Raw genomic sequence first — 13,160 nt, forward strand, 5'->3', positions numbered from 1 at the left:
CGGGATGCAAGGAATTCGTTGTGACAGGCCGAAGAAACTTCTGATTTCGAGGACAACGGGCCCTCGATCGGCCGAATGGTCTGTCCGACCCTGCCGGAAGCGGCAGCGGCGGCGTACGGTTCCATCACATGCGTCCCCGGACGGAAAACGCCCGCGAAGGAGTCACCGTGAGCCAGGCCACCGACCAGTCCATCGAGCTGCTCAACGTCGTCGGGGGCGAAGCTGCGGCCCGCCGCGGACGGACGCACGACCGCGGTGGTCGACCCGTCGACGGGCCGGGAGTACGCCCGGGCGCCGCTCAGCGGCCCGGCGGACGTCGACGCCGCCTACGCGTCGGCGTCGGACGCGTTCACCACGTGGGGGCGCACGACACCGGCGGAGCGGCAGCTCGCGCTGCTCAGGCTCGCGGACGCCGTCGAGTCGCGCGCGGCCGAGTTCGTCGCCGTCGAGTCCCGCAACACCGGCAAGCCGCTGCACCTGACCGCGACCGACGAGGTCCCGCCGTGCGTCGACCAGCTCCCGGTTCTTCGCCGGGGCCGCGCGCGTGCTCGACGGGCTGAGCGCGGGGGAGTACCTGGCGGGCCACACCTCGTGGGTGCGCCGCGAGCCGGTCGGCGTCGTCGGCCAGGTCACGCCGTGGAACTACCCGCTCATGATGGCGATCTGGAAGATCGCGCCCGCGCTCGCGGCCGGCAACACGGTGGTGCTCAAGCCGTCCGACACCACGCCCGCCTCGACCTTGCTGCTGGGCCAGGTGGCCGCCGAGGTGCTGCCGCCGGGGGTGCTGAACATCCTCTGCGGCGACCGGGTGACGGGCCGCGCCCTGGTCTCGCACGCCCGTCCCGACATGGTCGCGATCACCGGGTCGGTGCGTGCCGGCTCCCAGGTGGCCGAGGCCGCGTCCGCCGCGGTCAAGCGCGTGCACCTCGAGCTCGGCGGCAAGGCGCCCGTGATCGTGTTCGCGGACGCCGACCTGGCAGCGGCCGCGGAGGGGATCGCCGGTGCGGGGTACTACAACGCCGGCCAGGACTGCACCGCGGCCACCCGGGTGCTCGTGCACGCCTCTGTGCACGACGACTTCGTCGCCGCGCTCGCGGAGGCTGCCCGCACGCAGAAGACCGGGATGCCCGACGACCCGGACGTCGCGTTCGGGCCGGTCAACAACGCCCTCCAGCTCGAGCGCGTCACGGGGTTCCTCGACCGGCTGCCCGACCACGCGTCGGTCGTCGCGGGCGGGCACCGCGTGGGCGACACCGGCTACTTCGTCGAGGCCACGGTGGTCGCGGGCCTGCGCCAGGACGACGAGGCGGTGCAGGACGAGATCTTCGGGCCGGTCATCACGGTGCAGACGTTCACGGACGAGGACGAGGCGATCGCGCTGGCCAACGGCGTCCGGTACGGCCTGGCCAGCTCGGTGTGGACCACGAACCACGGACGCGCGCTGCGCATGTCGCGGGCGCTCGACTTCGGGGTCGTGTGGATCAACACGCACATCCCGTTCGTCGCCGAGATGCCCCACGGTGGCTTCAAGCAGTCGGGCTACGGCAAGGACCTGTCGATGTACGGGTTCGAGGACTACACCCGGATCAAGCACGTGATGTCTGCGTTTGACGCGTAAGTCCACGGATCTGACGGGTCCATGCTTCCGGCATGCAACATTTTCGTTGCGGCTGGGTGCTTTCGCAACGAATTCCTTGCTGGACGCCGGTCCGCTTGCAATGATCCGTCGGACCGCGTTCGTGGCAGAAGCATCCGAGGAGCCCCATGACCGACCAGCGTCGTCGACCCGTCCCGACCGACCCGCGCGTCCGGGCCCTGATCGCGCATGCCACCCGGCGCGGCCGCGAGCGGTCGACCGACCTGTCCCGGAGGTCGTTCCTGCTGGGCGCCGCGGGCGCCGCCGGGGCCGCAGCCGTGCTCGCGGCGTGCGGCACGGGCGGTGCGGCGACGTCGTCGACCCGGGCGGCCAAGGACGACTCGTCCAGCGACAAGCTCGTCCGCTGGGCCAACTGGACGCAGTACCTCGACCAGAACGACGACGGCACCAAGTACCCCACCCTCGAGGCGTTCCAGGCCAAGACCGGGATCAAGGTGACATACGCCGAGGACATCGAGGACAACGACTCGTTCTACGGCAAGATCAACGGCCAGCTGAAGAACGGCCAGGACATCGGGTACGACATCGTCACCCTCACCGACTGGATGGCCGCGCGGATGATCCGCCTCGGCTACACCCAGGCGCTGGACAAGGCGGCCATGCCGAACACCGCGAACATCCTGCCCAACCTGGCCAACGTCGACTTCGACCCGGGCCGCACGCACTCGCTCACGTGGCAGTCGGGCTTCGCCGGGCTCGCCTGGGACAAGTCCAAGGTGCCCGGCGGCCTGCACTCGGTCGACGACCTGTGGAAGCCGGGAAGCTCGCCGGCCGGGTCGAGGTGCTTTCGGAGATGCGCGACACCATGGGCCTGCTCATGTTCAACCAGGGCGTCGACCCCGCGGGCGCCTGGACCGACGACGACTTCCACTCGGCGCTCGAGGTCCTCAAGGAGAAGATCTCCTCGGGGCACATCCGCAAGGTGCTGGGCAACTCGTACACGCAGGACCTCGCGTCGGGGGACGCGATCGCCGTGATCGGCTGGTCCGGTGACATCACGTCGCTCAACTACGAGTCCGACGACCGCTTCGAGTTCGCCATCCCGGACGCCGGCGGCACGCTCTGGAGCGACAACATGATGGTGCCCATCGGCTCGCCGGCCCTGACGAACGCCGAGAAGCTCATGGACTACTACTACGACCCCGAGGTGGCCGCCCAGGTCGCCGCCTGGGTCAACTACATCACGCCGGTCGAGGGCGCCCAGCAGGCGATGGTCGCGATCGATCCTGACCTCGCCAGCAACCCGATGATCTTCCCCGACGCGGCCACCCTGTCCAAGGTCAGCGTCTTCCGCACCCTCGACCCCGCGGAGGAGGCGCGCTACAACGGCGAGTTCCTCACGGTGATCGGCGCATGACGAGCACGACCGGGGCCATCGAGGTCGCCGCAACGGTCGACGTCGAGACCGACACTGGCGCGGCCCTGCAGATCACCGGGGTCACCAAGGCCTTCGGTGACTTCGTCGCGGTCGACCACCTGACCCTGACCGTGCCGAGCGGCTCGTTCTTCGCCCTGCTCGGCCCGTCGGGCTGCGGAAAGACGACGACGCTGCGCATGGTCGCCGGGCTCGAGCAGCCGACGACGGGCACGATCGCCATCGGCGGCCGGGACGTCACCGGGACGCGGGCGCACCAGCGGCCCGTCAACACGGTGTTCCAGCTGACGCGCTGTTCCCGCACCTGACCGTGGGGGAGAACGTCGCGTTCGGTCTGCGGCGGACGGGCAAGAGCGAGATCGCCCGCCGCGTGGCCGAGGGCCTCGACCTGGTCGAGCTCGGCCACCTGGCAGGCCGCAAGCCGGTCCAGCTCTCGGGCGGCCAGCAGCAGCGTGTGGCGCTCGCTCGCGCCCTGGTCAACCGGCCTTCGGTGCTGCTCCTCGACGAGCCGCTCGGCGCGCTGGACCTCAAGCTGCGCCGCCAGATGCAGCTCGAGCTCAAGCGCATCCAGACCGAGGTGGGGCTGACCTTCATCCACGTCACGCATGACCAGGAGGAGGCCATGACGATGGCCGACACGGTCGCGGTGATGAACCACGGCCGCATCGAGCAGATGGGGACGCCCGCCGAGCTGTACGAGCTGCCTCGGACGGCCTTCGTCGCCAACTTCCTCGGACAGTCGAACCTGGTGCCCGGCACGGTCAGCGAGCGCGTGACCTCGACGGGTCTGCTCGCGGTCGACGTGGTCGGTCGGCGACTCCTCGTGCCCGAGGCGCGCTCGGTCCGGTCGTCGGGCGACGTGCTCGTCGGGGTCCGGCCCGAAAAGCTGCGGATGCTCGTCGGGGACCAGGAGCCGTCCTCGGGCGAGAACGTGCTCGGCCCGGGGACGGTGACCGACGTGTCCTTCACGGGCGTCAGCACGCAGTACCAGGTCGAGGTTGCCGGTCTGGGCACGTTCGGCGTGTTCGCGCAGAACCTCCTGGGCGGCTCGACCGTCGCGCCCGGGTCCCGGGTGCGGCTCGCGTGGTCGGTGGACTTCACGTTCGCGCTGGACGGCGCGGACGCTCCCGACGAGGGCACGGTCGACCTGGACGACGAGCCGTGAGCCTGACCGCCGCGCTCGGAGAGGGCGTCGCGACGGGTCCGGCGGCGCCTGCGCCTCGCACGCGGACCCGTTCCCGGACGCACTGGCTCCTGCTCGGACCGGGCCTCCTCTACCTGGGCCTGCTGTTCGTCGTCCCGGTCGGCGCGCTGCTCGTGACCTCCCTGTACGTGCCCGTGCCGGGTGGCGACCTCGGGCAGTACCAGCCGGCGCTGCACTGGCAGAACTACGTCGACGCGATGTCGCAGTTCTGGCCGGTGATGCTGCGCTCGTTCTGGTTCGCGTTCGTGGCCACCGTGGCGACGCTCGTCATCGGGTACCCGATGGCGTACGCGATCGCCATCCGGGCCCGGGGTCGCAAGCCTGCAGGGGATGCTGCTGGTCCTGGTCGTCGCGCCGTTCTTCACCAGCTTCATCCTGCGGACGATCGCCTGGAAGCAGATCCTCTCGGACGACTCGTTCGTGGTCAGTGCCCTGCACTGGCTCCACCTGCTCCCGGAGGGCGCCCGGCTGACGGCGACCCCGTTCGCCGTCGTCTGCGGCCTGACCTACAACTTCCTGCCGTTCATGGTGCTGCCGATCTTCGCGGGCCTCGAGCGGCTGGACGCGCGGATGCTCGAGGCGGGCGCGGACCTGTACGCGTCGCCGCTGACCGCGTTCCGCACCGTGACGTGGCCGCTGTCGCTGCCGGGGGTCGTCGCCGGCACCCTGCTGACGTTCATCCCGGCCGTCGGCGACTACGTGAACGCGTCCCTGCTCGGCAACAACACGAACACGACGATGATCGGGCAGGTCATCGACGCCCGGTTCTTCAAGGTGCTGGACTACCCGACCGCCGCCGCGCTGTCCGTCGTGCTCATGGCGGCGATCATGCTCCTGGTGACGCTGTACATACGGCGCGCGGGGACCGAGGAGCTCCTGTGAGCGTCGACGTCCGGCCCGCCGTCCGGCCGCCCGCGCGGCGTCGGCGTCGCATCGGCGACGCCATCGTCCCGACGTTCGCCGCGCTCGGGTTCGTGTTCCTGCTGGTCCCCGTCGCGTACACGGTCGTGTTCTCGTTCAACGACGCGGGCAAGACGAACCTCGTGTGGCGCGGCTTCACGCTCGACAACTGGCGCAACCCGTGCGGTGCCCCGCAGGTGTGCGAGGCGTTCGGGCACTCGCTGCAGGTCGGACTCCTGTCCACCCTCGTCGCGACGGTCCTCGGCACGCTCGTGGCCATCGGTCTGGTGCGGTCCCAGTTCCGCGGTCGCTCCGCTGCCAACCTGCTGATCTTCCTGCCGATGTCGACGCCGGAGGTGGTGCTCGGTGCGGCGCTCCTGGCGCAGTTCCTGTCCGTTCGGGTGCCGCTCGGCTTCAGCACGGTCGTGGCCTCGCACGTGCTGTTCTGCATCAGCTTCGTCGTCGTCACGGTCAAGGCACGCGTCTCGAGCCTGGACCCCGCGATCGAGGAGGCCGCGGCAGACCTGTACGCCTCGCCGCTGCAGGCGTTCTGGCGGGTCACGTTCCCGCTCCTGCTGCCCGGGATCGCGGCGGCCGCGCTGCTCGCGTTCAGCCTCAGCTTCGACGACTTCATCGTCACGAACTTCACGTCCGGGTCGTACGAGACGTTCCCCAAGTTCGTGTACATCTCGGCGACCCGCGGCATCCCGCCGCAGGCCAACGTCATCAGCTCGTTCATGTTCGTGCTGGCCCTCGCCATCGTCGTGATCGTCCAGCTGCTCGGCCATGCCCGGAGCAAACGTCTCCGGTGAACGACCAGACGGGCGCGACGCAGCGCCCGGTGAGAGGTGGACCTCGTGCGGATCCTGGTGGTCGGTAGCGGAGGGGTGGGCGACGCGGTCGCCCGGATCGCAGCCCGTCGGACCTTCTTCGAGCGGCTGGTCGTCGCGGACGTGGACCTGGCGCGCGCCCGGCGCACCGTCGACGCGGCGAGCGAGCACGACGTGGTGGGCGGCCGGTTCGTCGCCGCCGTCGTCGACGCTTCCAGCGCGGCGGCCGTCGAGGCGCTGGTGCGCGAGCACGGTGCCACGCACGTGCTGAACGCCGTCGACCCGCGCTTCGTCCTGCCGATCTTCGAGGGCGTGCGGGCGGCCGGGGCGGACTACCTCGACATGGCCATGTCGTTGTCGCACCCCCACCCGGACCGGCCGTACGAGCCTGCCCGGCGTCAAGCTCGGCGACGAGCAGTTCGCGGCGGCCGGGGACTGGGCGACGGCCGGGCGCCTGGCGCTCGTCGGCATGGGCGTGGAGCCCGGGCTGTCGGACGTGTTCGCGCGGTACGCCGCCGACCACCTGTTCGAGTCGATCGACGACTCGGGGTGCGGGACGGCGCCAACCTCGTGGTGCTCGGCGACGACGGCGAACCGGTCTTCGCGCCGTCGTTCTCCATCTGGACCACGATCGAGGAGTGCCTCAACCCGCCGGTCATCTGGTCGGCGGACCGCGCCGAGGCCGGTGCCGGTCTGGAGGACGGCTGGTTCACCACCCCGCCGTTCCACGAGCCCGAGGTGTTCCGGTTCCCGGAGCCGATCGGCGACGTCGAGTGCGTGCACGTCGAGCACGAGGAGGTCCTCCTCATGCCGCGCTGGGTGGACGCGCGCAAGGTGACCTTCAAGTACGGGCTCGGCGAGGAGTTCATCGGCGTCCTGCGCACGCTGCACACGCTCGGCCTCGATCGCACCGAGCCGGTCCAGGTGCGCGGCGCGCCGGTCAGCCCACGCGACGTCGTGGCGGCGTGCCTGCCCGACCCCGCGACGATCGGCCCCCGGATGTCGGGGTCGACCTGTGCCGGCCTGCTGGTCACCGGGACCGGCACCGACGGGTCGCCGCGAGAGGTCTACCTGCACCACATCGTCGACAACGCCTGGTCGATGGCCGAGTACGGCGCGCAGTGCGTGGTCTGGCAGACGGCCGTCAACCCGGTCGTCGCGCTCGAGCTGCTCGCGACGGGCGTCTGGTCGGGTGCGGGCGTGCTCGGCCCGGAAGCGTTCGACGCGGTGCCGTTCCTCGACCTGCTGGCCGCGCCGACGCCCGCGGGCTACGGCTCCCCGTGGGGCCTCGACGAGCGCGACCCCGCCTAGGACGGACGCCGGTACACCGACACGTGGGACGGCGAGTCGGCGGTGAACGGCGATCCGACCCAGTCGGCGTGCCGGGTCTCCGGGTCGAGACCCGCCAGCTGCGCCATGAGGTCGAGCTCTGCAGGCCACACGTAGCGGTGCGGGCTGCGGGTGAGGCTGGCGTGCACGGCGTCGTCCTCGCTGAACCGGACGTGGTGCGACACCACACGCTGGAGCAGCACGTCGTAGGTGTCTAGGCCGAGGTAGCCGGGCTCGACGGCCCAGACGGTGGCACTCTGCCCGGGCGGGAGCGCGCGCAGCTGCGGGACCCACAGCTCGACGACGAACCGGCCGCCCGGACTCAGGTGGCGGGCAGCGTTCCGGAAGCACGCGACCTGCACGGCCTGTGTGAGCAGGTTGGAGATCGTGTTGTAGACCAGGTACACGAGGCTGAACTCGCCGGGTGCGACGGCTGTCGCCATGTCGCCCAGGACGACCGGGATCGTCGCCTCGTCCGCCTTCGTCCGTAGCCGCGCTACCATCGCGGGCGAGAGCTCGATGCCGGTGACCGGCACGCCGCGCTCGGCGAGCGGGACGGCGACCCTGCCGGTGCCGACCGCGAGACTCGAGCGCTCGACCGCCCGCCGCGAGGACGGCGAGCATGTCGACCGTCGGCCCGAGCACCTCGGGCGCGAACATGCCCGAGCCGGGCGTGTCGTAGCGTTGCGCGGTCTCGGCGTCCCAGATCTGGTCCACCCTCGCGACGATCGCACCGACCCGGCGGGCCGTCCACGGATTACAGCGATCGCAGCGCGTCCTCCAGCACGGTCAGCGCGTCGTCGAGCAGCTCGTCGCCGATGACGAGCGGCGGCAGCAGGCGCAGGACGTTGCCCCACGTGCCGCACGTGAGCACGAGCACGCCCTGGGCGGCGCAGGCCGCCGCCACCCTCTGCGCGGCGGCCTTGTCGGGCTCGAGCGTGCCCGGACGCACCAGCTCGAGCGCGAGCATCGCGCCCCGCCCACGGATCTCCGCCACGGCGCCGACGTCGGCGAGGCTCGCGGTCAGCCGCGGGACCACCCGGTCCTCGATCGCGCGCGCGGCGCCGACCAGGTCGGTCCGTTCGTACAGGTCGATGCTCGCCAGCGCCGCCGCACAGGCGATCGGGTTGCCGCCGAACGTGCCGCCCAGCCCGCCCGCGTGCACCGCGTCGAGCAGCTCGGCCCGACCGGTCACCGCGCCGAGCGGCAACCCGCCGGCGATGCCCTTGGCCAGGGCGATGAGGTCCGGCACGACGCCCTCGTGGTCGCACGCGAACATCGCACCCGTGCGCGCGAACCCGGTCTGCACCTCGTCGGCGACGAGCACGATGCCCTTGTCCTTGGCCCAGGCCGCGAGGGTCGGCAGGAACCCGGGGGCGGGCACGACGAAGCCGCCCTCGCCCAGGATCGGCTCGACGACGATCGCCGCGACCTGGTCCGCGCCGACCTGCCGCTCGGCGACGTCGATCGCGCGACGGGCGGCCTGCTCGCCGGTCATCCCCTCGGGGTCGCGCAGCGGGTAGGACGCGGGCACGCGGTACACCTCGCCCGCGAACGGCCCGAAGCCCGTCTTGTACGGCATGGCCCGCGCCGTCATCGCCATCGTCAGGTTCGTGCGCCCGTGGTACGCGTGGTCGAGCACGAGCACGGCCTCGCGACCGGTCGCCCGCCGGGCGATCTTCACGGCGTTCTCGACGGCCTCCGCGCCGGAGTTCACCAGCACCGAGCGCTTCGCGTGGTCGCCGGGGGTGAGCCGGGCGAGCGCCTCGCAGACCGCGACGTACTCCTCGTAGGGGCTGATCATGAAGCACGTGTGCGTGAAGTCGAGCGCCTGCGCCGCCACGGCCGCGGCCACCTCGGGCGCGCTCGCGCCGACCGAGGTCACCGCGATGCCGGAGCCGAGGTCGACGAACACGTTGCCGTCCACGTCCTCGATCACCGCGCCCGAGGCCCGCGCCACGTACACCGGCAGGGTGGACGACACGCCCGCGGCGACCGCGGCGGCCCGACGCGCTCCTAGCGCGATCGACCGGGGGCCGGGGACGGGCGTCCGCAGCGCGCGGCGCTGCTCGAGAACGGTGGCGGGAGCGGAATCAGTGGCCATGCTCGGACGTTAGTGCCGATCTCGCACGCGGGAAAGGCCGGGCACGACGAATTCCGCTACCCGTCCGATCCGTACCGATCCGGACGAGGTCCGGAGTTCTCGACCCGCCGAACGGGTGAGCCCAGCGGGCGTCCAGCGACTTCCCAGGGTGGCGGGGGAGGATGTGCGCGCGCGGGCCGCTGGTGCACGCTTGGGTGGGGTGCGGTCCCCGGACGGAGGAGATTGATGGCGTACCTGATCGGCGTGCTGATCTTCGTCGTCGTGCTGCTGGCATCCATCGGGCTGCACGAGGTCGGGCACATGGTGCCCGCCAAGCGGTTCGGCGTCCGGGTCAGCCACTACATGATCGGGTTCGGGCCCACGCTGTGGTCGCGGACCAAGGGCGAGACCGAGTACGGGTTCAAGGCGATCCCGCTCGGTGGCTACGTGCGCCTGGTCGGCATGTACCCGCCCGGGGACGCCGTCGGTAACCCGCGGGCGCGCACGTGGATCGGACGCCTCGCCCGGGACGCGCGCCAGGCCAGCGCCGAGGAGATCCGCCCCGGCGAGGACGGACGTGCGTTCTACCGGCTGTCGACGCCGAAGAAGCTCGTCGTCATGCTCGGCGGACCGGTCATGAACCTCGTCATCGCGTTCTTCCTCATGGCGATCGTCTTCGTGGGCATCGGGCTGCCCGGCCCGACGACCACCGTGAGCTCCGTCAGTGCGTGCGTGATCCCGGCCGACGCGCCGGCGACGCGCACCTGCACGTCCACCGACGCGGCGGCTCCGGGCGCGGCCGCCGGCCTGCGCTCTGGCGACACGGTGGTCTCCTACAACGGCACCGCGGTCGACTCCTGGGACCAGCTCACCGTGCTGATCCGGTCGACCGGCGACGAGGCCGTGCCGGTGACGGTGCTGCGCGACGGCAAGCAGGTCGAGCTGTCGGTGACCCCGGTGGTGGCCGAGCGCCCCGTCTACGACGCGAACGACAACCCGGTGCTGAATGCGGACGGCACCCCGAAGACCACGTCGGTCGGCTACATCGGGATCGGCCCGAAGCAGGAGACGCAGCGCGAGTCGATCTGGCAGATCCCGGGTCGGGTGGCGACGATGACCGGCCAGACGGCGTCCGTCGTCGCGACGCTCCCCAGCAAGGTGGGTGACTCTGGAGCTCGACGGTGCACGGCACCCCGCGCGACACCAGCAGCGTCGTCGGGGTGGTCGGCATCGGCCGGTTCGCCGGCGACATCGCCTCCGAGCACGACATCGACTGGGGCCTCAAGCTCGCCGGCCTGCTCCTGATGCTGGCCAGCCTGAACATCGCCCTGTTCGTCTTCAACCTGATCCCCTTGCCGCCGCTCGACGGCGGCCACGTCGCCGCGGCGCTCTGGGAGGGCGCGCGTCGGCAGGTGGCCAGGCTGCGAGGCCTGCCGCGCCCGGGGCCGTTCGACAGCGCCAAGCTCGTGCCGATCGCCTACAGCGTGTTCGTCCTGCTCGGCGGCGTCGGCCTCCTGCTGGTCTACGCGGACCTCGTCAACCCGGTGCAGATCTGAGGGTGATGTCGTGCACGCCACGTCCGGCGGGGGAGCGCCCGGCACCGCGGGTGCGATGATGGCGAGGTGAGCATCCCGATCAGCCTCGGCATGCCGGAGGCGCCCGCACCCGTGCTGGCCCCGCGGCGTCCCACCCGCAAGATCCGCGTCGGCAAGGTGTTCGTCGGCGGCGACGCCCCGGTGAGCGTCCAGTCGATGTGCACGACGCCGACGACGGACATCAACAAGACCCTGCAGCAGATCGCCGAGCTGACCGCGGCGGGCTGCGACATCGTCCGTGTCGCCGTCCCGACGCAGGACGATGCCGACGCGCTCGCCACCATCGCGCGCAAGTCGCAGCTGCCGGTGATCGCGGACATCCACTTCCAGCCCAAGTACGTGTTCACGGCGATCGAGGCGGGTTGTGCGGCGGTCCGGGTCAACCCCGGCAACATCCGCAAGTTCGACGACCAGGTCAAGGAGATCGCCCGCACGGCGACGGATGCCGGCGTCTCCATCCGGATCGGCGTGAACGCTGGCTCTCTCGACCCGCGCCTGCTCGCCAAGTACGGCAAGGCCACGCCGGAGGCGCTCGTCGAGTCGGCGGTCTGGGAGGCGTCGCTCTTCGAGGAGCACGGCTTCCGTGACTTCAAGATCTCCGTCAAGCACAACGACCCCGTCGTGATGGTGCGGGCGTACGAGCTGCTCTCCGAACGAGGCGACTGGCCGCTGCACCTCGGCGTGACCGAGGCCGGGCCGGCGTTCCAGGGCACCATCAAGTCCGCCACCGCGTTCGGCGCGCTGCTCAGCAAGGGCATCGGGGACACCATCCGCGTGTCCCTGTCCGCGCCGCCGGTCGAGGAGGTCAAGGTCGGCATCCAGATCCTCCAGTCGCTCAACCTGCGGCCGCGCAAGCTGGAGATCGTGTCCTGCCCGTCCTGCGGTCGGGCTCAGGTGGACGTCTACACGCTGGCGGAGCGCGTGACCGCGGGCCTCGAGGGCCTGGAGGTCCCGCTGCGGGTCGCCGTCATGGGGTGCGTCGTCAACGGGCCGGGCGAGGCGCGCGAGGCGGACCTGGGCGTCGCGTCCGGCAACGGGAAGGGCCAGATCTTCGTGCGGGGCGAGGTCATCAAGACCGTCCCGGAGGCGCTCATCGTCGAGACGCTGATCGAGGAGGCCATGCGGCTCGCCGAGTCCATGGACCCCGTCGACTCCGGCGCCGGTGCCCCAGTCGTCACCGTCGGCTGACCGAGCGGGTCCCGTGGGCGGGCCTACCGCAGATTCATCAGATCGGCGTGCCGAAGATGGGGTGAATCAGGCCGAGGTGGTGCAAGATCGCCTCATGGTGCAACGTCGCGCTGCTCTGCTCGACAACCGAGCCGGAGGTCGGGTCCTGACGGACATCGACCTCGAGGGCGCGCTGGCCGTCTGCGCACGTGATGCGGTCGGTTCTGTGCTCGCGACGGCCCGGTTGGAGCAGGCCGTGGGACGCGGTCTGCGTGCGGCAGGTGGCAGCCTCTGGGGATTCGAGCAGGACGGCGAGCTCGTCGCGATCTGCTTCGCCGGCGCGAACATGGTGCCCCTCGTACCCGTGGACGACTCCCGAACCGTGAGCCGGGCGCTCGACGCGTTCGCGGGACTCGCCCGGCTCCAGGGCCGTCGGTGCTCGTCGATCGTCGGACCGGCCGATGCCGTGCTCGGCATGTGGAGCCGGCTGCGGCAGTTCTGGCCGGCGGCGCGCGAGGTTCGCGACGACCAGCCGTCGATGGTGATCGACCATGCCCCGCTGGTGACGCCCGACCCGGCGGTTCGGCGGTCGAACCCCGACGAGTTCGACATCGTCCTGCCGGCCTGCGTGCGGATGTTCACCGAGGAGGTGGGCTACTCGCCCGTGAGCGGTCCGGGCGGGCCGTACGAGACGCGGGTGCGCAACCTCATGACGCAGGGACGCTCGTTCGTCCGCGTCGAGGAGTCCGCCAGGCGATCCCGCCGTGACGTGGTGTTCAAGGCCGAGCTCGGTGCCGTCGCGGGCGGTGTCGCGCAGGTCCAGGGCGTGTGGGTGTCGCCCGACCGACGCGGCGAGCGGCTCTCGGAGTCGGGTATGGCCGCCGTCGTGCAGGCGACCCGCGCCGAGGTGGCCCCGCTCGTCTCGCTCTACGTCAACAACTACAACGCGCGGGCGCTGGCCGCCTACCGGGCCGTCGGGTTCCGCCAGGTCGGCACCTACGCGACGGTCCTCTTCTGAGG

8 protein-coding genes and 4 pseudogenes are annotated in these 13,160 nt (G+C 71.3%); 10 read left to right on the forward strand and 2 right to left on the reverse strand.

Annotated features, from left to right (window positions below):
• Positions 1–222 precede the first annotated feature (222 nt).
• The 6 genes and pseudogenes from AC38ZX_RS07785 (at position 223) to AC38ZX_RS07810 (ending at position 7,277) form a co-directional block, all read left to right on the forward strand.
• Positions 223–1,618, forward strand: a pseudogene (locus AC38ZX_RS07785) (aminobutyraldehyde dehydrogenase).
• Positions 1,619–2,474: 856 nt separating this feature from the next.
• Positions 2,475–3,014, forward strand: a complete 540-nt coding sequence (locus AC38ZX_RS07790; protein ID WP_491296897.1) for an ABC transporter substrate-binding protein — start codon at positions 2,475–2,477, stop codon at positions 3,012–3,014.
• Positions 3,011–4,197 (forward strand): annotated as a pseudogene (locus tag AC38ZX_RS07795) (ABC transporter ATP-binding protein). The gene AC38ZX_RS07790 and the pseudogene AC38ZX_RS07795 overlap by 4 nt, the downstream one beginning before the upstream one ends.
• A 369-nt stretch (positions 4,198–4,566) precedes the next feature.
• Positions 4,567–5,118 carry an ABC transporter permease gene (locus AC38ZX_RS07800; protein WP_491296898.1) on the forward strand — a complete coding sequence of 184 codons (552 nt, stop codon included), beginning with the start codon at positions 4,567–4,569 and terminating at the stop codon, positions 5,116–5,118.
• The gene (locus tag AC38ZX_RS07805; RefSeq protein ID WP_426595251.1) at positions 5,115–5,948 is read left to right on the forward strand and encodes an ABC transporter permease; all 834 of its coding nucleotides are present in this window, start codon (positions 5,115–5,117) and stop codon (positions 5,946–5,948) included. The genes AC38ZX_RS07800 and AC38ZX_RS07805 overlap by 4 nt, the downstream gene beginning before the upstream one ends.
• Positions 5,949–5,993: 45 nt before the next feature.
• Positions 5,994–7,277 (forward strand): annotated as a pseudogene (locus AC38ZX_RS07810) (saccharopine dehydrogenase family protein).
• On the opposite strand, the pseudogene AC38ZX_RS07815 reads toward AC38ZX_RS07810, so the two are convergent.
• Positions 7,274–7,955, reverse strand: a pseudogene (locus tag AC38ZX_RS07815) (class I SAM-dependent methyltransferase). The pseudogenes AC38ZX_RS07810 and AC38ZX_RS07815 overlap by 4 nt on opposite strands.
• 97 nt (positions 7,956–8,052) lie before the next feature.
• The gene (gabT, locus tag AC38ZX_RS07820) at positions 8,053–9,399 is read right to left on the reverse strand and encodes a 4-aminobutyrate--2-oxoglutarate transaminase (RefSeq protein ID WP_426595253.1); all 1,347 of its coding nucleotides are present in this window, start codon (positions 9,397–9,399) and stop codon (positions 8,053–8,055) included.
• Positions 9,400–9,624: 225 nt separating this feature from the next.
• Between gabT and AC38ZX_RS07825 the strand changes: the two genes are divergently transcribed.
• From AC38ZX_RS07825 to AC38ZX_RS07840, 4 genes are all read left to right on the forward strand, one after another.
• Positions 9,625–10,683, forward strand: a complete 1,059-nt coding sequence (locus tag AC38ZX_RS07825; protein ID WP_491296899.1) for a M50 family metallopeptidase — start codon at positions 9,625–9,627, stop codon at positions 10,681–10,683.
• Positions 10,599–10,934, forward strand: a complete 336-nt coding sequence (locus AC38ZX_RS07830; protein WP_491296900.1) for a site-2 protease family protein — start codon at positions 10,599–10,601, stop codon at positions 10,932–10,934. Before AC38ZX_RS07825 ends, AC38ZX_RS07830 begins: the two co-directional genes overlap by 85 nt.
• A gap of 66 nt (positions 10,935–11,000) precedes the next feature.
• Positions 11,001–12,161: a flavodoxin-dependent (E)-4-hydroxy-3-methylbut-2-enyl-diphosphate synthase gene (gene ispG, locus AC38ZX_RS07835; RefSeq protein ID WP_426595255.1), complete on the forward strand. Its 1,161-nt coding sequence runs from the start codon at positions 11,001–11,003 to the stop codon at positions 12,159–12,161.
• A 94-nt stretch (positions 12,162–12,255) separates the two neighbouring features.
• Positions 12,256–13,158, forward strand: a complete 903-nt coding sequence (locus AC38ZX_RS07840) for a GNAT family N-acetyltransferase (RefSeq protein ID WP_491297332.1) — start codon at positions 12,256–12,258, stop codon at positions 13,156–13,158.
• Positions 13,159–13,160: the final 2 nt, after the last annotated feature.

The organism is Cellulomonas sp. McL0606, from assembly GCF_058248365.1.